General features: G+C 70.7%; 18 protein-coding genes and 1 pseudogene. 8 read left to right on the top strand and 11 right to left on the bottom strand.

The window, feature by feature from the left end; translation table 11 throughout:
• Window positions 1–18: 18 nt before the first annotated feature.
• Together efeB and efeO are read right to left on the bottom strand one after the other, a co-directional pair.
• On the bottom strand, window positions 19–1305 hold the full coding sequence (gene efeB, locus AB0I23_RS23650) for an iron uptake transporter deferrochelatase/peroxidase subunit (protein ID WP_359112007.1): 1287 nt from the start codon (window positions 1303–1305) through the stop codon (window positions 19–21).
• Between the two features lie 20 nt (window positions 1306–1325).
• Entirely contained in the window at window positions 1326–2462 is a 1137-nt protein-coding gene (gene efeO / locus AB0I23_RS23645; RefSeq protein WP_359112005.1) for an iron uptake system protein EfeO, read from the bottom strand.
• A gap of 453 nt (window positions 2463–2915) precedes the next feature.
• On the opposite strand from efeO, the gene AB0I23_RS23640 reads away from it, so the two are divergent.
• Window positions 2916–3635 carry a PhzF family phenazine biosynthesis protein gene (locus AB0I23_RS23640; RefSeq protein WP_359112003.1) on the top strand — a complete coding sequence of 240 codons (720 nt, stop codon included), beginning with the start codon at window positions 2916–2918 and terminating at the stop codon, window positions 3633–3635.
• Here AB0I23_RS23640 and AB0I23_RS23635 read toward each other — a convergent pair.
• Both AB0I23_RS23635 and map read right to left on the bottom strand, forming a co-directional pair.
• On the bottom strand, window positions 3622–4290 hold the full coding sequence (locus tag AB0I23_RS23635; RefSeq protein ID WP_359112001.1) for a heme oxygenase (biliverdin-producing): 669 nt from the start codon (window positions 4288–4290) through the stop codon (window positions 3622–3624). The genes AB0I23_RS23640 and AB0I23_RS23635 overlap by 14 nt on opposite strands.
• A gap of 200 nt (window positions 4291–4490) precedes the next feature.
• Window positions 4491–5348 carry a type I methionyl aminopeptidase gene (gene map, locus AB0I23_RS23630; RefSeq protein WP_359112000.1) on the bottom strand — a complete coding sequence of 286 codons (858 nt, stop codon included), beginning with the start codon at window positions 5346–5348 and terminating at the stop codon, window positions 4491–4493.
• Window positions 5349–5406: 58 nt separating this feature from the next.
• Here map and AB0I23_RS23625 point away from each other — a divergent pair, with 58 nt between their 5' ends.
• Window positions 5407–5637, top strand: a complete 231-nt coding sequence (locus AB0I23_RS23625; protein WP_327249565.1) for a hypothetical protein — start codon at window positions 5407–5409, stop codon at window positions 5635–5637.
• A 35-nt stretch (window positions 5638–5672) separates the two neighbouring features.
• On the opposite strand, the gene AB0I23_RS23620 is transcribed toward AB0I23_RS23625, so the two are convergent.
• Window positions 5673–6998: an MFS transporter gene (locus AB0I23_RS23620; protein ID WP_359111998.1), complete on the bottom strand. Its 1326-nt coding sequence runs from the start codon at window positions 6996–6998 to the stop codon at window positions 5673–5675.
• Between the two features lie 65 nt (window positions 6999–7063).
• Window positions 7064–7666 carry a hypothetical protein gene (locus AB0I23_RS23615; RefSeq protein ID WP_359111996.1) on the bottom strand — a complete coding sequence of 201 codons (603 nt, stop codon included), beginning with the start codon at window positions 7664–7666 and terminating at the stop codon, window positions 7064–7066.
• A 137-nt stretch (window positions 7667–7803) separates the two neighbouring features.
• On the opposite strand from AB0I23_RS23615, the gene npdG reads away from it, so the two are divergent.
• Together npdG and AB0I23_RS23605 are read left to right on the top strand one after the other, a co-directional pair.
• On the top strand, window positions 7804–8514 hold the full coding sequence (gene npdG, locus AB0I23_RS23610; RefSeq protein WP_359111995.1) for an NADPH-dependent F420 reductase: 711 nt from the start codon (window positions 7804–7806) through the stop codon (window positions 8512–8514).
• 99 nt (window positions 8515–8613) lie between these two features.
• Window positions 8614–8787 carry a hypothetical protein gene (locus tag AB0I23_RS23605; protein WP_359111993.1) on the top strand — a complete coding sequence of 58 codons (174 nt, stop codon included), beginning with the start codon at window positions 8614–8616 and terminating at the stop codon, window positions 8785–8787.
• A 65-nt stretch (window positions 8788–8852) separates the two neighbouring features.
• Here AB0I23_RS23605 and AB0I23_RS23600 read toward each other — a convergent pair whose 3' ends face one another.
• On the bottom strand, window positions 8853–9653 hold the full coding sequence (locus tag AB0I23_RS23600; RefSeq protein WP_359111991.1) for a site-2 protease family protein: 801 nt from the start codon (window positions 9651–9653) through the stop codon (window positions 8853–8855).
• Between the two features lie 205 nt (window positions 9654–9858).
• Between AB0I23_RS23600 and AB0I23_RS23595 the strand changes: the two genes are divergently transcribed.
• On the top strand, window positions 9859–13251 hold the full coding sequence (locus AB0I23_RS23595; protein WP_359111990.1) for an AfsR/SARP family transcriptional regulator: 3393 nt from the start codon (window positions 9859–9861) through the stop codon (window positions 13249–13251).
• A gap of 14 nt (window positions 13252–13265) precedes the next feature.
• On the opposite strand, the gene AB0I23_RS23590 is transcribed toward AB0I23_RS23595, so the two are convergent.
• From AB0I23_RS23590 to panB, 3 genes are all read right to left on the bottom strand, one after another.
• Window positions 13266–14117: an ABC transporter permease gene (locus tag AB0I23_RS23590; RefSeq protein WP_359111988.1), complete on the bottom strand. Its 852-nt coding sequence runs from the start codon at window positions 14115–14117 to the stop codon at window positions 13266–13268.
• Window positions 14114–15139: an ATP-binding cassette domain-containing protein gene (locus AB0I23_RS23585; RefSeq protein WP_359111986.1), complete on the bottom strand. Its 1026-nt coding sequence runs from the start codon at window positions 15137–15139 to the stop codon at window positions 14114–14116. The genes AB0I23_RS23590 and AB0I23_RS23585 overlap by 4 nt, the downstream gene beginning before the upstream one ends.
• A 266-nt stretch (window positions 15140–15405) precedes the next feature.
• Complete coding sequence (gene panB / locus AB0I23_RS23580; protein WP_359111984.1) at window positions 15406–16290, bottom strand: 3-methyl-2-oxobutanoate hydroxymethyltransferase; 885 nt, start codon at window positions 16288–16290, stop codon at window positions 15406–15408.
• A gap of 171 nt (window positions 16291–16461) precedes the next feature.
• Here panB and AB0I23_RS23575 point away from each other — a divergent pair.
• From AB0I23_RS23575 to AB0I23_RS23565, 3 genes and pseudogenes are all read left to right on the top strand, one after another.
• Window positions 16462–16602 (top strand): annotated as a pseudogene (locus AB0I23_RS23575) (TetR family transcriptional regulator); the annotation flags it as partial.
• 393 nt (window positions 16603–16995) lie between these two features.
• A complete protein-coding gene (locus AB0I23_RS23570; RefSeq protein ID WP_436846990.1) occupies window positions 16996–17913 on the top strand; it encodes an endonuclease/exonuclease/phosphatase family protein in 918 nt (305 codons plus the stop codon).
• 61 nt (window positions 17914–17974) lie between these two features.
• Window positions 17975–19180 (top strand): globin domain-containing protein, encoded by a 1206-nt coding sequence (locus AB0I23_RS23565; protein WP_359111981.1) that lies wholly within the window; start codon window positions 17975–17977, stop codon window positions 19178–19180.
• Window positions 19181–19201: 21 nt separating this feature from the next.
• On the opposite strand, the gene AB0I23_RS23560 is transcribed toward AB0I23_RS23565, so the two are convergent.
• On the bottom strand, window positions 19202–20956 hold the full coding sequence (locus tag AB0I23_RS23560) for an NAD+ synthase (RefSeq protein WP_359111979.1): 1755 nt from the start codon (window positions 20954–20956) through the stop codon (window positions 19202–19204).
• Window positions 20957–21031 lie beyond the last annotated feature (75 nt).

Here is a 21031-nt window from a genome sequence, read left to right as displayed (position 1 = left end):
TTGTCCGCTTCGGGTCCGTTACGAGAACAGCGCCCGGCCCCACCAGTCGTCCTTGTCGCGGACGCCCGGCGGGACGGCGAAGTGCGCCGAACCCACGTGCTGGATGTACTCGTTGAGTGCGTCGTGTGCCGCGAGGCGGCGCTGCAGCGGGACGAACGCCTTACGGACGTCTCGCTGGTAGGCGAGGAAGAACAGCCCGGCGTCGAGCCGGCCCAGACCGTCCGTACCGTCCGTGAAGGAGTAGCCGCGGCGCAGGATCGTCGCACCGTCGTTGCTGTCCGGGTGGGCGAGCCGCACATGGGCGGTCGGCAGCATCGCCTTCAGGAACGGCTCGTCGCGCTCCTTCGCCTTGCCCACCGGGGCGCCCTCGCCCTTGTCCCGGCCGAAGACGTCCTCCTGCTCCTGGAGCCCGGCCCGGTCCCAGGTCTCGATGTGCATGCGGATGCGCCGGGCCACCAGGTACGAACCCCCGGTCATCCAGCCCGCCCTGTCCTTCTCGCCGACCCACACATGCTTGTCCAGGGCCGCGGTGTCGGTGCCGGAGATGTTCCGGGTGCCGTCCTTGAAGCCCATCATGTTGCGCGGGGTCTGGGCGTCGGGCGTCGTCGACGACGTCTTGCCGAAGCCCAGCTGGGACCAGCGGATCGCGGTGCGGCCCATGCCGATCCTGGCGAGGTTGCGGATGGCGTGCACCGCGACCTGTGGGTCGTCCGCGCATGCCTGGATGCACAGGTCGCCGCCGCTGCGGGCCGTGTCGAGGTTGTCGCCGGGGAACTTCGGCAGATCGACGAGCGCCTCCGGACGCCGGTCCTCAAGACCGAACCGCCCCTTGGCGAACAGCGAGGGGCCGAAGCCGATGGTGAGGGTGAGCCGGGACGGCTTGAGCCCGAGCGCCTCGCCGGTGTCGTCCGGCGGCGCCTCGGCGAGACCGCCGTACGCCCCGTCACCGACCGCGTGACCGGCCGTCATCCGCTCCGCCGCCCGCGTCCACTCCTTGAGCAGCGCGATCAGCTCGGCCCGGTCCTTCGTCGTCACGTCGAACGCGGCGAAATGAAGTCTGTCCTGCACGGCGGTGGCGATACCCGCCTGGTGCGCACCGTGGAACGGCACCGCGGCGCCGCTCTCCGCGGCCGGCACCGTGTCGTCGCCCGTACGCACCGCGGCGACCGCACCACCGGCAGAGACCGCGCCGAGCGCCAGCCCGGCACCGCCCCAGCCGAGCAGGGCGCGGCGGGACGGGGCGCGTCCGCCGGCCGCGGCCGTGGTCTCTTCGCCGTCGACGGTGTTCTGCGTCTTCTCGGACATGCCCAAAGCCTCCCGGCTCGTTACTTCGTGACCGCGGCGGCGAGCCGGGACAGCGGCTCGGCCAGGGCGTTGACGGCGTCCGACAGTTCCTTGCGGTCCGCCTTGCCGACCTTCTCGTACGAGGTGAACTCGTACGAGGTCCTGTCCGCGCGGTACTTGTCCAGCAGCGTGTTCAACGACGCGAACTGCTTGTCCAGGGAGGCGGTCAGCGCCGGGTCGTTCTTCGACGCGATCGGCTTCAGCAGCTCGTACGACTTCTGCGCACCTTCGACGTTGCCCTTGAAGTCGACCAGGTCGGTGTGGCTGTAGCGTTCCTCCTCACCGGTGACCTTGCCGGTGGCGACCTCGTCGAGGAGCTCCTTGGCGCCGTTGGCCATCGAGGTCGGGCTGATGTCGGCCGTGCCGACCCGCTTCTGCCAGTCGAGCAGGTCCTTGTAGAGGACCGGGGCGAGAGCCTTCTCCTCGGCGCCGAGCTTCTTGTCGTGCCACAGCGCCTTTTCCAGCCGGTGCCAGCCGGTCCACTTCTGGCCGGCCTCCAGGCCGTCCTCGCGGAGGTCGACCTTCGGGTCGATGTCACCGAAGGACTCGGCGACGGGCTCGGTGCGTTCCCAGCCGATGCGGGACTCGGCGTACGCCTTCTTCGCGGCCTCGACGTCACCGGCGGCGACGGCGTCCGTGAAGACCTTGGCCTTCGGCAGGGTCTCGTCGGCCTGCGCCTGCACATAGCTGCGGAACTCGGCGACGGCCCTGTCCATCTCGGGGCTGCGCTTGGTCACGGCGCCGCCGGTGATCTCGATCTTCTGCCGGTAGCCGGCGCCCTTCATCCCGGGCTTGCAGACGATGTCGTAGGAGCCGGCCTTGACCTCGGCCGTGATGGTGGCCTTGGTGCCGGGGCCGATGTTCTCGCGCTCGGCGGCGATGCGGGCATCCGCGAAGAGCAGGTAGACCTCGGTGACCTTGGAGCCCTTGTTCTCGACGGCCAGTTCGACGTGTCCGGCCGGGAGCTTCTTCTTGGACACCGTGCAGGAGTCGTCCTTGGCGACGACGCTCAGAGCGCCCTCACCCTTGCCGTCACTCTTTTCGGCGCAGCCTGTGACGGCGGTCAGGGCTGCCACGGTGGCGGCAGCGGTGACTACGGAGAGACGAACGGCTCGCATACGGGCTCCACACAGGCTGAAGAGAGGAAGGACCGGGACTGGACAACGGCAGAGTAGGTGAGGCGAACCTAACCTAACCGAGGCTTACCTGACCGATGCCCACTCGTGCAGTGATTCAGCTCTCACCTGGGGCGCGGGGGAGCGGAGTGATCACGGGCGACCCATGGACAGCCCAAGAGAAGGTCAAGCAAAGGTCAAGTCGTCGGGTTCCGGTTCGGTACGCCGGTCGAGGGCGGCGGTCGGGCAACGGCGGTGGGGCGCACTGCGCCGGCCTCCGTGCCGGCGCGACCCGGGTCTGTTCGCCCCGGGCGGCGCGGAGAGCGATCGTCTTCGGCGAGGACGCCGAACTCTCGAATCCGCAGGCGCTTTGAGCTCCTCGGGTGCCTCTGTCCGACAACCCGCCGGTCCGGCCCTGCGCCGCGACAGGCGCCCGCGCGGTGCTTGAATGCGCACGTGAATGACTTCGACGTACCCGCGGGCATCGACGTACTGCGGGTGTTCTGCGGCCCCGACGGCCGGCACGGCAATGCCCTCGGGGTCGTACGCGACGGGAGTGTGTACCCCGACGAGGCGTCCCGGCAGGCGCTCGCCGGTCAACTCGGTTTCAGTGAGACCGTGTTCGTCGACGACCCGGAGCGGGGGCATGTCGACATCTACACGCCGGGGCTCCGGCTGCCCTTTGCCGGGCATCCGCTCGTCGGCGCCGCCTGGCTGCTCGATTTGGAGATTCTGGAACTGCCGGTCGGGGAGATCTTCGCCCGCCAGGACGGCGAGTTCACCTGGATCACCGCACGCCCCGAGTGGGCGCCGCCGCGGACGCTGGAGCGCTACGCATCCGTCACCGAGGTCGAGGCGCTCACCGGCCCGCCGCCCGGGGAGGGCTGGCTCTACGTCTGGGCGTGGGAGGACGAGGCGGCGGGACGGGTCAGGGCGCGGGCGTTCCCGCGGCGCATCGATGAGCGCGGCGTCAGCCGCTCCGGCGCGATCACGGAGGACGAGGCGACGGGCGCCGCGGCGCTGCTGCTCAGCGCGCAGCTGGGTCGCGCCCTCAATATCACCCAGGGGCGCGGCTCCCAGATCCTCACCGCGCCCGCACCGGACGGCACCGTGGAGATCGGGGGCCGCGTCCTGCTGTCCACCCGCGGCCAGGATCTCCGGGTCACCGCGCGCTGAGCGGGAACGCCTCTCCCAGCTCCCGGAACACCGCCGTGTTCAGAGAGAACGCCCGCTTGCACTCGTCGACGATCCGCTGCTTCTCCGGATCGTCGGCGTTCACCGCATCCAGCAGGTCGTGGTAACCCCGCTTGAACGAGGCGGGATCGGGGATCTCCTCGAAGACATAGAACCGCACCCCGTCACCCTTGCGTGCGAACCCCCAGGTCCTCTCCGCCCTGTCGCGGATGACCTGACCTCCGGAGAGGTCCCCGAGGTACCGGGTGTAGTGGTGCGCGATGTACCCGGCGGGCCAGGTGCGCGCGCACTCGGCGACCCGGTCGGCGTACACGGCCGTCGCGGGCAGCGGTTCCATGCCCTCGCGCCAGTCCGCTCCCCGCAGATGGGCCAGGTCGCGCTCCAGTTCGGCGGTGCGCATCAGCTCGGACTGTATGAACGGACCCGCGACCGGATCGGAGCGCAGTGCGTCCGCACCGCCCTCCAGTGCCCGGTAGACGAACCACAGCTGCTCGGTGTAACGCGCGTACGCGTCCACCCGGAGACGCCCGCCCAGCAGATCCCTCATGAAGGTCGAGGTCTCGGCCTCGGTGTGCTCCTCGTGCGACGCCGTGCGGATCATTGTCGAGAAGGGCGCGGCGGTGGCGGGTGCGTCCAAGGCGGCCTCCGGGGGCCGAGGGGACGGGAAGTCCGGAAAGAGACGAAATGTCGACAGCGGCCGCGCGCAGCAGTGACTGGCGACATCCCCGATCCTGCCGCTCGGGCTCACCCGAGACGGCGATTTCCCGACGGCTTGTCGGTAAAAACGATACGCCGGATTCCGCTCCTGTGCCCGGTGGGCAAGATCGCGTACGAGGGCTACGGAACGGTGAGGATCTCCGCGCCCGACTCCGTCACGACCAGCGTGTGCTCGAACTGGGCGGTGCGCTTGCGGTCCTTCGTCACCACGGTCCAGCCGTCGTCCCACATGTCGTAGTCATGCGTCCCGAGCGTCAGCATCGGCTCGATGGTGAACGTCATGCCGGGCTGCATCACGGTGGTCGCGTGCGGGCTGTCGTAGTGCGGAATGATCAGACCGGAGTGGAACGAGGAATTGATCCCGTGCCCGGTGAAGTCCCGGACCACGCCGTACCCGAAGCGCTTCGCGTACGACTCGATGACCCGCCCGATCACATTGACCTGACGGCCCGGGCGTACCGCCTTGATGGCCCGGTTCAGCGACTCCTCGGTGCGCTCCACGAGCAGCCGGGACTCCTCGTCCACGTCGCCGCAGAGATACGTGGCGTTGTTGTCGCCGTGCACGCCGTTGATGTAGGCGGTGACGTCGAGGTTCACGATGTCACCGTCGCGCAGCACCGTGGAGTCCGGGATGCCGTGGCAGATGACCTCGTTGAGCGAGGTGCAGAGCGACTTGGGGAAACCGCGGTAGCCGAGCGTCGACGGATAGGCGCCGTGATCACACAGGAACTCGTGGGCGACCCGGTCGAGTTCGTCCGTCGTCACACCCGGGGCGATGTGCTTCGCGGCCTCCGCCATCGCCTGCGCGGCGATCCGCCCCGCGATGCGCATGCGCTCGACGGTGTCGGCGTCCTGGATCTCCGGGCCGGTGTACGGCGTCGGAGCGGGCTTGCCCACATACTCGGGGCGCCGGATGTTTCCGGGGACGGAACGGATGGGAGTGATCTCCCCTGGTACGAGCAGCGACTGGCCAGACATGTCAGCGAGTCTAACCAGCGCGCCTGGGGCAGCATGGCCCCGAGGAAAGGAGCCGATGATGGCCCTGTTCAAGAAGCGCACGGCCGGCAAGCCGGGCGAGTGGTACTACTGCCTGGAGCACAAGAAGGTCGAGGAAGGCCCGGAGTGCCCGGCGAAGGACCGGTTCGGGCCGTACACCACTCCCGAGGAGGCTCGACACGCCATGGAGACGGCGCAGGAGCGGAACCTGGAGTGGGAGAACGACCCCAAATGGCACGACCGCTCCACGCCTCCGGAGGCCGACGCGTAGACCTGGCCCCGGGGCCCCGCCCCGGACGCCGTTTCTCAGACGCCGGAGGGGCTTGACTGTCCGGACGCCGGGAGGCCGGCTGTTCTCGCCTCCCGTCGGCGCACCGCGTCCTCGTCCGTCCCGGAGTCGTACGTGAGCAGCTTCGGGAGCGCCGCCGCCAGCAGCGCGACCGAGGCCACGCACGCCACTCCGCCCGACCAGATCGCCGAGCGGGTGCCCGTCCAGCCCGCCATCGCGCCCGCCCGCACCTGGCCCAGTTGCGGGCCGACGCTGTACGACAGCACCTCGATGCCCGCCAGCCTTCCGCGCAACTCCTCCGGGATGGTCTGGTTCCAGATCGTGGAGCGGCCGAGCCCGCTGAGCATGTCGCCCGCGCCCGCCACCGCCAGGCAGCCCAGCACCAGCCACACATGGCCCAACCATCCCGCTGCCGCGATCGCCAGTCCCCAGACGGCCGCACCGAGGACCACGAACAGCCCGTGCCGTCGCACCCGTGAGGTCCAGCCGCTCGTCAGCCCCAGCACCAGGGAGCCGACCGATCCCGCCGCGTACATCAGCCCCAGCGACCACTCGGCGTCCAGCTCGTCCGCGAGGAACGGGAAGATCGTGTTCGGGAAGGCGAAGAACATCGCCGCCAGATCGATCGCGTACGTCCCCAGCAGCACCGGCCGGCTCCACGCGTACCGCGCGCCCTCCGCGATGCCCCGCAGCGACGGCTTTTTTGCGTGCTCGGCGGGCGGTGCGGGTGCCAGCCGCAGACACAGCAGTACGGAGACGGTGAACGTGACCACCGTGACCGCGTACGCCGTGGCGTGCCCGGCATAGGCCACCACCAGACCGGCCACCGCCGGGCCCGTGATCGCGCCGAACTGCCAGCGCAGCGAGTTCAGCGCGGCGGCCGCGGTGAGCTGGTCGTGCGGCACGATCCTGGCCAGCAGCGAGTCCAGCGCGGGCCGCTGCAGCCCGGCGAGCGCGGAGACGCCGCCCGCGACGAGATAGAGCGGCCAGAGCACAGGGTCGGGCAGCGCGGCATTCACCAGCAGGACGACGGCGAGCAGCCCCAGCCCCGCCTCGGTGCCCAGGATCACCTTGCGGCGGTCCGCGGAGTCGGCGAGCGCCCCGCCGTACAGACCGAAGACGACCAGCGGCACCAGCTCGACCGCACCCATCGCGCCGACGGCGAGCGGCGAACCGGTGAGCTCCTTGATCTGGAGCGGCAGCGCGATCAGGGCCATGAAGCTGCCGAAGTAGGTGATCAGTCCCTGGACCCACAGCAGCCGGAAGTCGGCCGAGGACCGCCAGGGCGACAGGTCGGGCAGCAGCGCGGAGAGCCTGGCGGGCAGGGGGGAGGCAGAGGTCACGAGAGGTCATGGTCCGGTGCCGTAGGTGCCGCCTGCAACCGGTTTTGGCCGCGGTCCGCGGCCCTTCACCACCTCGGTGGCGGTGGCGCGGTCAGCTGGTCGGCGAGCCGGGACAGCCGGTCCCGGAAGCCGCGGCGACCGCGCGGCGCCGGGACACTGTTCTCGCCGGCCGCCGCGGTCACCAGGTGCTGCACGGTGTCCAGGTCCACATCGTCGGTGCCGGTCACCGCGAGCGTCTCATGGGCCAGCCCCTCCACCTCCGGGTCGCCGGCGTTCAGCGACAGCACCGTCGCCCCGGCCCGGCGCGCATCGTGCACCCGCTCCAGCAGCCCGTCCCCGGGCCGCTCCGGGGCCACCAGGAGCAGCGTCTCGCCCCGCCCGGCCGCCTCGATCCGGCCCAGACCGACGGCCAGATGCGCCGGATCGCCCGGTTGCACCCGGTGCCGTACGAGCGTGGGGGTCAGCTCCGGAAGCCCGGACCAGGTGGACTCGTCGACCAGATGGGCCGCCAGGTGCCACGGCTCGTACGCCGCCGTCCCCACCAGCAGCAGCCCGCCGCCGTGCGGAACGACGGACGAGCGCAGCGTCCCCGCGAAGCGCCGGGCCGTCGCGGGCCACTCGGTCCCGGCGAGCACTTCTCGGAGCAGGGCGACGCGTACGGCATCCATGGCCCGGCATCATGCCGCAGGGCTCGTCCGCCGCACCGGAGAACGGCACCGAACCAGCCGAACGGGGACCGCGGTGACGGATGTCGCAGGAGGCCGACCTGGCCTTCCCTTCCAGGGCGCGCAGTAATGTCGGCGCCATGACTACGAACGACAGTGGCAGCGCGCCCAAGCCCCCCGCCAAGGACCCCTGGGACCTTCCCGACGTATCCGGTCTGATCGTCGGCGTGCTCGGCGGCACCGGTCCGCAGGGACGCGGGCTCGCCTATCGGTTCGCCCGTGCCGGGCAGAAGGTGATCATCGGCTCGCGCGTCGCCGACCGCGCCCGGGCCGCCGCCGGCGAGCTGGGCCTCGGCGTCGAGGGCGCGGACAACGCCGACTGCGCCCGGCGCAGCGACGTCGTGATCGTCGCCGTGCCGTGGGACGGCCACGCCAAGACCCTGGAGTCGCTGCGCGAGGAGCTCGCCGGGAAGCTCGTCATCGACTGCGTCAACCCGCTCGGTTTCGACGACAAGGGTGCGTACGCCCTGAAGCCCGAGGAGGGCAGCGCCGCCGAGCAGGCCGCCGCCCTGCTGCCCGACTCCCGGGTCGCCGCCGCCTTCCACCACCTTTCGGCGGTGCTGCTTCAGAACGAGGCGATCGAGGAGATCGACACCGATGTGCTGGTGCTGGGCGAGGCCCGCGCCGACACCGACCTCGTCCAGGCGCTCGCCGGCCGGATCCCCGGCATGCGCGGCATCTTCGCGGGCCGGCTGCGAGGCGCCCACCAGGTCGAATCGCTCGTCGCCAACCTGATCTCGGTCAACCGCCGCTACAAGGCGCACGCGGGACTGCGTACCACCGACGTGTGAGCCGACGGGCGCCCGCGGCCGCACCCTGCGGAGAGCGGAACGGGGCATGAGGGACACTGGACGGGACCGCGCACCACCCCCGGACAGGAGCTGCCTCCCATGCCCCGCCTCGCTCTCTACGCCCTCGCCGTCTGCGTCCTCGCCGTCGGTGCGGCCGTGGCCTCCTTCGTCCAGGGCAGCTGGCTCGGGATCGTCTGGGTGCTGCTGGCCGGACTCTCCTCCAACATGGCGTGGTACTACCTGCACAAGCAGCGCGCCGGGACCACGGGCTGAGGGTTGTCCCGCCGGGGACGACGGGACAGCCGTCAGGAAGCCGTCCGGCCGGGGAGCCCGTCGGGCTACGGCCTGTCGACGGCGCAGGCCGGATTCGCCGTGCTCCAGAACTGGTAGGCGTCGCGGCCGCAGTAGGTCCTGAATTCACTCACGCCCAGTGACTGCAGCAGGCTGTGGATCGCGTCGAAGAACACGTGGTTGACCTCCGGGATCCACAGCATGCCGAAGACCGCGATCAGTCCGAACTGCGCGAACGGCTCCGCCTGGCGGCGGATCCGGTACGACAACCAGGGCTCGATCACCCCGTACCCGTCCAGGCCGGGGACCGGCAGGAAGTTCAGGATCGCCGCGGTGACCTGGAGCAGTGCCAGGAACGCCAGCGCGTACCGGAACTCCCTCGGGACCCCGTCCAGGGCGTGCAGCCAGAACGGCGCCGTGCAGACGAGCGCGAACAGCACGTTCGTCAGCGGGCCCGCCGCCGAAATCAGACTGTGCCTCCAGCGGCCGCTGATCCGGCCCCGCTCGATGAAGACCGCGCCACCGGGGAGACCGATCCCACCCATGATCACGAAGAGCACCGGCAGCACGATGCTCAGCAGTGCGTGCGTATAGGCGAGCGGGTTGAGCGTGAGATAGCCCTTCTCCCCGACCGAGATGTCCCCGCTGTGCAGCGCCGTGCGGGCGTGCGCGTACTCGTGCAGACAGAGCGAGACGACCCACGCCGCCGTGACGAAGAGGAAGGCCGCGAGCCCCGGGGGATACCCGAAGTCCGTCCACACCGCCCAGCCCGATACCGCCATGACGGCGACGATCCCGAGAAAGACGGGGCTGATCCGCCGGTCGCTCCGGGCTGCTGCAGTGGTCATCAACGGACTCCAGGTGGCTGGGTGCGGGGGAGTGCGTCGGAGCGGGGACGAGCCCCGACCGTACCGGCGCACGGAGGAAACGTCTCGCGGCGACGCGGTGGTTCCGGACAGGATGGGGACATGACGGGCAGCGGTGGGGAGCGGAAGAGACGGGTGCGGCCGGGCGGTTGTCCCTTTCCCGATCCCGGTCGCGGAGAATAGGCGGGTGCGCTACAGCATCCTCGGCACCACACAGGCACTCCATGACGACGGCACGGCCGTCGTCATCGGTGGGGCGCGGCTGCGCGCCCTGCTGACCGTTCTCGCGCTGCGCCCCGCCCGTACCGTCCCGGCCGCCGTGCTCGTCGACGAGGTGTGGGACGGCGATCCGCCCGCCGACGCGGTCGGCGCCCTGCAGGCGCTCGTCGGCCGGCTCCGACGGGTCCTCGGCCACGAGGCGATCACCTCGGCGGAGGGCGGCTACCGGCTCGCCGTCGACCCGGACGCGGTCGACCTGCACCGCTTCGGGCGACTCGCCGGGGACGGTGCGCGCGCACTGGAGGAGGGCGATCCGGCGAAGGCCGTGACGGTCCTCGACGACGCCCTCGCACTCTGGCGCGGACCGGTTCTCGCCGATCTGCCGGACCGGGGCGCCGAGGCCGCCCGCTGGACGGCCCGCCGCCTGGACGCCCGCCGCGCCAGGCTGGCCGCGGCGCTGGCGCTGGGCCGGGCCGACGAGGTCCTGCCCGAGCTGGTCGCGCTCTGCGCGGACCACCCGATGGACGAACCCCTTCAGGCGCTGCGGCTGCGGGCGCTGCGGGACGCCGGACGTACGGCGCAGGCGCTGGCGGCGTACGAGGAGGTGCGCACCGTGCTCGCCGACCGCCTCGGCGCCGACCCGGGTCCCGAACTGCGCGCACTGCACGCGGAGTTGCTCCATCAGGAGCCGGTGCGCAGACCGCCGAATCGGACGCCGGGAAAGGAGCCGGCCCACGCCACGGACCGGATGCCCGCCCCGGGCCGGGCGCCCGCACAGGCCCCCGTGGCGGAACCGGTCCGCACCCCCACCCCCCACGCCCAGGGCAACCTCCGCGCCAGGCTCACCAGCTTCGTCGGGCGCGAGGACGACATCGACGCCCTCCGGGACGACCTCGCACAGGCCCGGCTCGTCACCCTTCTGGGACCCGGCGGCGCGGGCAAGACCCGGCTCTCCCAGGAGGCCGCCGAATCCGTCGCGCCCGCCTGGCCGGACGGTGTCTGGCTGGCCGAGCTCGCCCCCGTCGACGACCCGGAAACCGTGCCCGAAGCCGTACTGACCGCGCTCGGTGCCCGCGAGACCGTGCTGCGCGGCGCCGGCGCCGAAGAGCTCCGGGCCGCCGAGCGCGGCGCGGGCGACCCGCTCGTCCGGCTCACCGAGCACTGCTCCCGGCGCCGCATGCTCCTCCTCCTCGACAACTGCGAGCACGTCATCGAGGCCGCCGCCGCGCTCGCCGACCATCTGCTCACCCGCTGCCCGGACCTCACCGTCCTGGCGACCAGCCGCGAACCCCTCGGCGTACCCGGCGAGTTCGTCCGCCCCGTCGACCCGCTGCCCGGCCCCATGGCGCTGCGTCTGCTCGCCGACCGCGGCGCCGCCGCGAAACCGGGGTTCCGGACCGACACGGACGAGGAGACCGCGTCGGCCGCCGCGGAGATCTGCCGCCGGCTCGACGGACTGCCGCTCGCCATCGAACTCGCCGCCGCCCGGCTGCGCATGCTCAGCCCGCGCCAGATCGCCGACCGGCTCGACGACCGGTTCCGCCTGCTGACCAGCGGGGCCCGTACCGTACTGCCGCGCCAGCAGACGCTGCGTGCCGTCGTCGACTGGTCCTGGGATCTTCTCGACCTGTCCGAACGCGCCGCCCTGCGCAGGCTGTCGGTCTTCGCCGGCGGCTGCACGCTCGCCGCGGCCGAGGCGGTCTGCGCGGACCGGCCGCAGGACGCGCGCGAAGTCGCCGGGCTGCTCGGCTCACTGGTCGACAAGTCCCTCGTCGTCGCCGCACCCGCCGACGACGGCGAAATGCGCTACCGCCTGCTGGAGACCGTCGGCGAGTACGCCGCCGAGCGGCTCGACGAGGCCGGGGAGCGGGCCGCCGTCGAGCGGCGCCACCTGGTGCACTTCCGGGAGCTGGTCCGTACCACCGATCCCGAACTCCGGGGCGCCGGACAGCGGGCCGCCATCGACCTCCTGCAGCGCGAGTACGAGAATCTGCGCACCGCGCTGCGCCACGCCGTCGCCGCCCGCGACGAGCACGAGGCGCTCTGCATGGTGCTCTCGCTCTCCTGGTACTGGCAGATGCGCGACCTGCGGGCGGACGCCCTGCAGTGGGCGGACGCCGCCGCCGCGCTGGGCCCCGACCCCTTCACCTCACCCGCCACTCCCGCACCGTCGATCCACGAACGCTGCACGGCCGCGCCGCCGCCCATGTCGCCGGACCTGCTCCAGGAGGCCAGGCGCGAGGTGGCGCTGGTCCAACTGGTCAGCATGGACCACGCCATGGACGAATGGACCAACGAGGCGAGCATGGCGCGGCTCCGTGTCATCGCCGACACGTATCACCCGGGCCAGCCGCAGACCTGCCGGGCTCCGGCATCACTCTGGTTCTTCGCGGTCCTGCTCACCGGGGACATGGGCGAGCTGCGCGAGCTGCTGGACGAGACGGTCCGTTCCTGCCGCGAGCTGGGCTACGACTGGGAACTGGCCGCCGCGCTCCTCCAGCGTGCCAATATGCTGGCCAACCGCCCCAGTTGGTCGGACGAGGCGCGCATCGATGCCGAGGAGAGCCTGGAGATCTTCAGTCGGCTCGGCGACGACTGGGGCGCCGCCGAATCACTCTCCTCGCGGGGCGAGGCGAACGAGCGGTGCGGCGAATACGCCCGCGCCGCCGAGGACTTCCTGGCCGCGATCGGCTACGCCGAGAAGCTCGGCGCGCAGTCCCAGGTGGCGGTGCTCCGTACCCGCTACGCCTCGGTGCTCACCGAGCTCGACCGCGGCGCGGAGGGCGAACGGATCCTGCGGGACGTGCTCTCCCAGGGACCACAGGCGGGCCACGAGACGATGCCCACAGCCCGGCTCTTTCTCGCGATGTGGCTGGGCCGCTCCGGCCGGACGGCCGAGGCCCGCGAGCATATGGTCACCCTGCTTGACCACTTCCGCTCGGAGACCATGGCCATCTTCGAAGGCTTCGTGCTGGGAGGCATGGCCTGGCTGGACAACCAGGAGGGGCTGTACGCCGACGCGCTGGCCCGCGGCAGGACGGCGCTGGCCCGGTCCGGTGACCCGCTCTCGCAGATGGTCGCGCCGCAGATGACCGTCATCCATCTCGTCACCGTGGCCAGGGCCCTGGCCGGACTCGGCGACGAACGGGCGGCCGGGCTCGCCGCACGGCTGCTGGGCGCGGGCTCGCGACTGCTGCCGGCCGGACATGTGCCGACGTCGATGGAGCGGGACAACCTGGCACGGGCAAAGGCCCTGACCTCGGCGGTCCTCGGCGAGGCCGCGTACGACTCCGCATACGCCGAGGGCGACGGCCTCGCACTGGAGGAGGCCGTCGCCCTGGTCGACGCGTACCGGGAGTGAACCGGAGGGGCGCGTCAGGTCCTCTTGCGGAACTTGGCGACCGCGAGCGGCGCCGTCACCAGGGTGATGGCCGCGGCCCAGCCGAGCGTCAGCCACACCGAGTGCGCCACCGGACCGCCGAGCATCAGGCCGCGCGCCGCGTCCGCGAGATTGGACAGCGGGTTGTAGTCGGTGAAGGCCTGGAGCCAGCCGGGCATCGTGGCCGGAGGGGCGAAGATCGATGAACCGAACTGCAGCGGCATCAGCACGAGGAACCCCATTGCCTGAACCGACTGGGACGTCTTGAGGGACAGCCCGAGCAGGATGAAGATCCACATGATGGAGGCGCCGAACACCGCCGACAGTGCGACCGCCTCCAGCAGGCCGACCACCGAGGTCTTGATCTCCATGCCGAGGGCGAAGCCCATGGCCAACAGGATCACCGTGGCGACCATCATCCGGCCGAGCTCGACCACGATCTTCGCGATGAGTACCGAGGAACGGGCGATCGGCATGGTCCGGAACCGGTCCATGACGCCCTTGCGGAAGTCGTCATTGACACCGGTGCCGACCGCCATGGCGATGTTCATGCCCATCATCGCCATCAGCCCGGGGATCACGTAGTTGATGTACGTCTGCCGGTCCCCGCCCAGGCTCGCGCCGACGGAGCCGCCGAAGACGTACACGAACAGCAGCGTGAAGACGACCGGCATCAGGAGCGCGTCGAACATCGACTCCGGGTCCTGCTTGATCTGGAGCAGATTGCGCCGCACCAGCGCCCCGATGTGCCGCAGATTGCTGCGCAGTCCGATCCGGCCCTCGTCGTGGAGGACCTTGGCCGGTGCGGAGCCGGTCGGGGCGTCGGGGGTCAGAGTCGCCGTGCTCATGCCGGGACCTCCTCGGGGATCGTGTCGGTCACGGACGGCGCGGTCTTCTCACCGGTGATGGCCAGGAATACCTCGTCCAGGCTGGGCAGCGCGGTGGCGATGTGTGCGATGGAGAGACCGCGATCGGCGAACAGGCCGATCACGGCGGTCAGTTGGTCGTCGCTGAGGATCGGCACGTACAACGTGCCCTCGTCCGGGACGGCCTGTGAACCAGCGATCCCGTCGAGACCGGCCTCCGCGAGCGCCCGCGCCATGGCGGGCAGTTGGCCCGGGTCCGTGGGCCGGATCTGCAGGGTGCGGCCGCCGACCTTGGCCTTGAGCTCGTCGACCCCGCCGTTGGCGATGATCCGGCCCTTGTCGATGACGGTGAGCTCGTCGGCGAGCTGCTCGGCCTCTTCCATGTACTGGGTGGTGAGCAGTACGGTCGCTCCCTCCGCGACCATGCGCCGCACCTCGTCCCAGACCTCGTTACGGGTCCGGGGGTCGAGCCCCGTCGTCGGCTCGTCCAGGTACAGCACGGCCGGGCTGCCGATCATCGAGGCGGCCAGGTCGAGTCGGCGCCGCATGCCGCCGGAGTAGTTCATCGCGGGCCGCTTGGCGGCTTCCGTGAGCGAGAACCGTTCCAGCAGCTCCTCGGCGCGGGCCCGCGCGGTCCTGCGGGGCAGGTCGAGGAGGCGCCCGATCATGTAGAGGTTCTCCCAGCCGGAGAGCTTCTCGTCGACCGAGGCGTACTGGCCCGTCAGGCCGATGACGCGGCGCAGCTGCCGGGGCTGCTTCACCACGTCGTAGCCCGCCACGGTGGCGTGTCCGGCATCGGGAACGATCAGCGTGGACAGGCAGCGTACGAGGGTGGTCTTGCCGGCGCCGTTGGGGCCGAGCACACCGAGGACGGTGCCCTCGCGCACATCGAGGTCCACGCCGTCCAGAGCCTTGGTCGAGCCGTAGTGCTTGACCAGCCCCCGCACCTCGACGGCGTTGCCGCCGCTCCTGGGGTTCTTGTCGATTCGCGTCATGTCCACCATGGGACCAGCCGCCACCGACAATCCGCCGACAACCTGCCGACAGGGCCGCCTGCAGAACGCCTGCAGCGGTCGGCACACGCCGACAGCCCGCCGATGGGGGAAGTCGGCGGGCTGTCGGCGTGCGGGCAGTGGCCAGTGATCCCCCGGAGGGGACCGGTCATGTCCTGGGGCCTCTCGTTCGGAAGGCCCTCACTCGATCAAGATCACCCAGCCGTGATCACTGTCACCAACCTCTGTGGACAGAACACCTAGTGGTTCGGAAGGCCCTAATGGAAGGTGTGCTCCGGCTGCGGGAACGTGCCGCCGACGACCTCGTCGGCGAACTCCTTCGCCGCGTCACCGAGCACCTTGCGCATGTTCGCGTACTGCTTGGTGAAGCGCGGCACCTTGCCACCGGTCAGCCCGACCATGTCGGTGTAGACCAGCACCTGGGCGTCGGTGTCCGGCCCGGCGCCGATGCCGACGGTCGGGATGTGCAGACTGCGGGTGATCTCGGCGGCGACCTCGGCCGGCACGAGCTCCAGGACGACGGCGAACGCCCCCGCGTCCTGCGCCGCCTTGGCGTCCCGGATCAGCCGGTGTGCGGCCTCGTCGCTGCGGCCCTGCACCCGGTAGCCCATGGTGTTCACGGACTGCGGGGTCAGACCGAGGTGCGACATGACCGGGATCCCGGCCGAGACCAGCAGCTCGGTCTGGGGGAGCGAACGCTCGCCGCCCTCGAGCTTGACCGCCCCGACGCCGGACTCCTTGACCAGCCGGGTGGCGTTGCGCAGGGCCTGGACGGGCCCTTCCTGGTACGCCCCGAAGGGCAGGTCGCCGACGATGAGGGCGCGCTTGGTGCCCCGTACGACGGCGGCGGAGAGGATGGCGATCTCGTCCATCGTGACGGGCACCGTGGTCTCGTAGCCGAGATGACAGTTGCCCATGGAGTCGCCGACGAGCATGACCGGGATTCCGGCCTCGTCGAAGACGGACGCGGTCATCGCGTCGTAGGCGGTGAGCATGGGCCACTTCTCGCCGCGCTCGGTGGCGGCGGCGATGTCATGGACGGTGATGCGGCGAGTGCTCTTGCCTCCGTACAGCGCCTTGCTGCTGTCGGTGGGGGCCCCCGCGGGGGTTGCGGGCTGGTTCTGCGCAGCCTGAAGCGACATGGCCAACGGCTCCTTCATCATCTCGAGGCGCCCTGACGGCGTCCCCGGATCCTGTCCATGGTGGCATCCCGGGGCCGTTCGCGGGAAGTGGGCACGACCGGGCAAAGGCTTTCCGATACGAGACGGTCCCGTGTCGAAAGGGGATACTCCGCCGCGATGTCCGGTTCGCCCGGCGGACTTCGGGCGGACCCGGACATGGAGCTGATGGACGACCTGTTCGTCGGCCCCATGCTCGAACGGACCATTCACCGGACCGACGCGCCGCTCCCGGATGATCTCGTCGACCGAATCATCCGGACGCCGGTCGAGGGCCCTGGTGCCGCGCAGGGCTCCCGACACCACCCCGGTCCCCGCCCGGGCAACCGCCCCCGCCACCCTTCCGTCCGGCAAAAGCGCAGGCCAGGCCTGACACGCCCGGCCCTGCCCGAGTGTGAGCGTTGCGTCACAACGCCCCACAAGATCCGTCCGGCCGGAACCCGCCGGACCGCGTCCTTCGTCCTCGTGGCAGTACGGCCGTCGTGGACGGCAGGAAAGGCGTTGCTCATCGCCTAGGGTCGGGGAGCGCGGCGATGGGTACGGCTAAGCAGTGAGGACAGCGCAATGGTGCAGGCGTACAGGGCGGACACCGGGAACGGCAGCGCGGGACCGCAGCGCACCGGGTCCCGCTTCCGAGACCTGCGCGACAGATGGACCAGTGGTAAGGGCATGTGGCGGCGCGGCATCGTCCTCGCCGCCTGCGCTGTACTCCTCACCCTCGTGATGGTGCTCCACGCCGAGATCCCGAACACCATCGGCAACCTCGGCAGCCTCAGCGAGACGTTCCTGCCATGGATCGGCGTGTTCGTCCCGCTGCTGCTGATCCTGGGCCTGGTGCGTCGCTCGGCGACCGCGCTGGTCGCCCTGCTGCTGCCGGTCGTGGTCTGGCTCAACCTTTTCGGCGGGCTGCTCACCGACAAGTCGGGCAGCGGCGGCGACCTCACCGTGGCCACCCACAACGTCAACGCCGGCAACCCCGACCCCACGGGCACCGCCCGGAAGGTCGCGGGATCCGGCGCCGACGTCATCGCCCTGGAGGAGCTGCCGAGCGGCCAGGTGCCGACGTACGAGGCGGCGCTCGCCGACCGCTTCCCGTACCACTCGGTGCAGGGGACCGTCGGCCTGTGGAGCAAGTACCCGATGAGCAACACCCGGCCGGTCGACATCAAGATGGGCTGGACCCGGGCGATGCGTTCCACGGTGACGACGCCCAACGGCGAGGTCGCCGTCTATGTGGCCCATATGCCGTCCGTACGGGTCAAGCTGCACGCCGGATTCACCGCCAACCAGCGCGACAACAGCGCGGACGCCCTGGGTGAGGCCATCGCCCACGAACGCCTCGGCAAGGTGATCCTGCTCGGTGACCTCAACGGCACGATGAACGACCGCTCGCTCAACGAGGTCACCTCGCAGATGAGGTCCACCCAGGGCGCGGCCGGCGACGGCTTCGGCTTCAGCTGGCCGGCGTCGTCCCCGATGGCGCGGATCGACCAGATCATGGTGAAGGGGGTCGAGCCGATGTCGTCGTGGACGCTCCCGGCGACGGACAGCGACCACCTCCCGATCGCCGCCCGCGTCGAACTCTGAGATCTGCCCCTTCGGGGGCTTGTGCAGGGGGTCGTGGAGATCGCGGATATTATTGCCCCCTGTGTCCATAAATACTGCACTCATCGAGTGGAGCTTCTCTGTCGTCGAACGGCGTGCGGATCAGCTGAGCAAGTACTTCTACGCTCACCTGTTTCACCACAACCCTGGCGTCCGCCACATGTTCCCGGAGCAGATGGACGAGCAGCAGGACCGGCTCTTCGCCGCCCTCACTGCGGCAGCCATGAAGACCGCCGACCCCGAAGCCCTCGTGGCGTACCTGCGCCCCCTCGGCTTCGACCACCGCAAGTTCGATACCCGTCCCGAGCACTACCCGGCCGTGGGCGCCAGCCTCATCGCGGCGCTGAAGGTGTTTGCCGGCGACGCCTGGACGCAGGAGATCGAGGAGTCGTGGGTCGCGGCCTACGGCCTCATCTCGCAAGTGATGATCGCTGCGGCCGAAGAGGTCCCCGCGTCGACGCCCCGCTGGTGGGACGCGGAGGTCGTCCACCACGAGCGGCGCACCGATGACATCGCGGTTCTCACGGTGCGCCCGCACCTTCCCTATCCCTTCGAGGCCGGTCAGCACGCCGCGCTGACCGTGCCCGAGGCGCCCCAGGTCTGGCGCCCGTACTCGATCGCCAACGCTCCGCGCGTCGACGGCACCCTGGAATTCCATGTGCGCCGCATCGAGCGCGGCCGACTGAGCACCGCACTGGTGGACCGGGTCCGCTCCGGAGGCAGCGTCCGTCTCGGCCCCGCGAACGGCAGCATGACCCTGCCGCCCGATTCCGGTCACGGTCTGCTGTGCGTGGCCGGGGGTACCGGCTGGGCGCCGGTGAAGGCGATCATCGAGGCGGCCGCGGCCCTGCCCCGGCCGGGCGAAGTGAGGCTCATCCTCGGCGCCCGCACCGAGTGCGAGGTCTACGACCTCGACGGCCTGGAGCGGCTGGTCAAGACGTACGACTGGCTGGACGTCACAGCGGCGCTGCCACCGGAGGGCGGGGAACCGGAGGACGCCGACGCCGAACTGCTGCAACAGGTCGCTGAGTACGCCCGTAACCGACCTGGCCGCCAGGTCTACGTCAGCGGACCCTCGGGCATGGTGCGCGCTGTCGAGAAGCAGCTCGGGGCGCTCGGCTTCGATCCTGACCACATACGCCGCGACGCCTGCATCCACCAGCACGGCACCGACGGGCCCACGTCCCCCACGTCCCCGGCGGAGTGGTTCCTGAGTAAACGCGACATCCCATGGATTCACTCCCGGTAGACACGCGAGGGATGTCGCCGCTCACCCCGACTCGCGCCACCGATTGGTGATCGGCAGCCGCCGGTCCTTGCCGAAGCCCTTCGGGGAGATCTTCGTGCCCGGCGGGTACTGCCGCCGCTTGTACTCCGCCGTGTCCACCATCCGCAGCGTCCTCGTCACCAGCGTCTCGTCGAACCCGGCTGCCACGATCGACTCCAGCCCCAGGTCCCGGTCGACGTACAGCTCCAGGATCCGGTCCAGCACGTCGTAGTCGGGCAGCGAGTCCGTGTCGACCTGGTCGGGCCGCAGCTCGGCGCTGGGCGGCTTGGTGATGGAGGCCTCCGGAATCGGCGGCGTCTGGCCGCGTTCCTCCGCGGCCCGGTTGCGCCACTTCGCCAGCCGGAAGACCGACGTCTTGTAGACGTCCTTGATCGGCCCGTACGCGCCGACGGAGTCCCCGTACAGCGTCGAGTACCCGACCGCCAGCTCCGACTTGTTGCCCGGTGCGAGGACGATCTGGCCCTCCTGGTTGGAGACGGCCATCAGCGTCGTGCCGCGCAGCCGCGACTGGAGGTTCTCCTCGGCGAGACCGGTGAGCCCCAGCGATTTCATGTACGCGTCGAACATCGGCTCGATCGGTACGGTGCGGAAGTTCAGCCCGGTACGCCGCGCCAGCTCCGCCGCGTCGCCCTTGGAGTGGTCCGAGGAGTACTTGGACGGCATCGAGATGCCGTACACGTTCTGCGCGCCCAGCGCATCGCACGCGATGGCCGCGACGAGCGCCGAGTCGATCCCGCCGGAGAGCCCGATCAGCACACTGCGGAAGCCGTTCTTCGCGGCGTACGCACGCAGACCCACGACCAGCGCCGAGTACAGCTCCTCGTCGTCGTCGAGCCGCTCGGCGTAGCCGCCGGTCAGCTCCGCCTCGTACACGGGGAGAGGCTTGTCGGAAAGGACCACATGGTCGATCCGCAGCCCGTCGTTCACCACCCCGGACGGCGCCTCGGGCGCCGCGGCGGGCAACTCCAGATCGAGGACGACGCAGCCCTCGGCGAACTGCGGGGCACGGGCGATCACGTCGCCGTCCTTGTCGACGACGATCGAGTCGCCGTCGAAGACCAGTTCGTCCTGGCCGCCGATCATCGCCAGATAGGCGGTGGTGCAGCCGGCCTCCTGGGCCCGCTTGCGGACCAGGTCCAGCCGGGTGTCGTCCTTGTCCCGCTCGTACGGCGAGGCATTGATCGACAGCAGCAGCCCGGCCCCGGCGGCCCGCGCGGCCGGCACCCGGCCGCCGTCCTGCCAGAGGTCCTCGCAGATCGCGAGCGCCACATCGACACCGTGGACCCGCACGACGGGCATCGAGTCGCCCGGCACGAAGTACCGGAACTCGTCGAAGACCCCGTAGTTGGGCAGGTGATGCTTGGCGAAGGACAACGCGACCTGCCCGTGGTGCAGCACCGCGGCGGCGTTCTGCGGAGAACCGGCAGGCTGGCCGTAGCGCGGCTGGACCTTCTCGGAACGGTCGAGATATCCGACGACGACCGGCAGCTCCCCGAAGCCCTCCGCGTCGAGGCGGGCGGCGAGCGCACGCAGCGCGTTCCGCGACGCCTCGACGAAGGACGACCGCAGGGCCAGGTCCTCGACGGGGTAACCGGTCAGCACCATCTCGGGGAACGCCACCAGGTGGGCGCCCTGTTCGGCGGAGTGCCGGGTCCAGTGGATGATCGCCTCGGCGTTGCCGGCGAGGTCACCGACGGTCGAGTCGATCTGATTCAGTGCGAGGCGTAGTTGAGGCACGCGCCTCAGTGTAATCGTCTTTCTGACGCGATGTCCTGGCGGGCCGCACTTCCGCCGCCGCGGCCGGCGCACCCC

Source organism: Streptomyces atratus (genome assembly GCF_040655115.1).
GTDB classification, from domain to species: Bacteria; Actinomycetota; Actinomycetes; order Streptomycetales; family Streptomycetaceae; genus Streptomyces; species Streptomyces atratus_D.
This window is presented reverse-complemented; position numbering and strand designations above follow the sequence as displayed.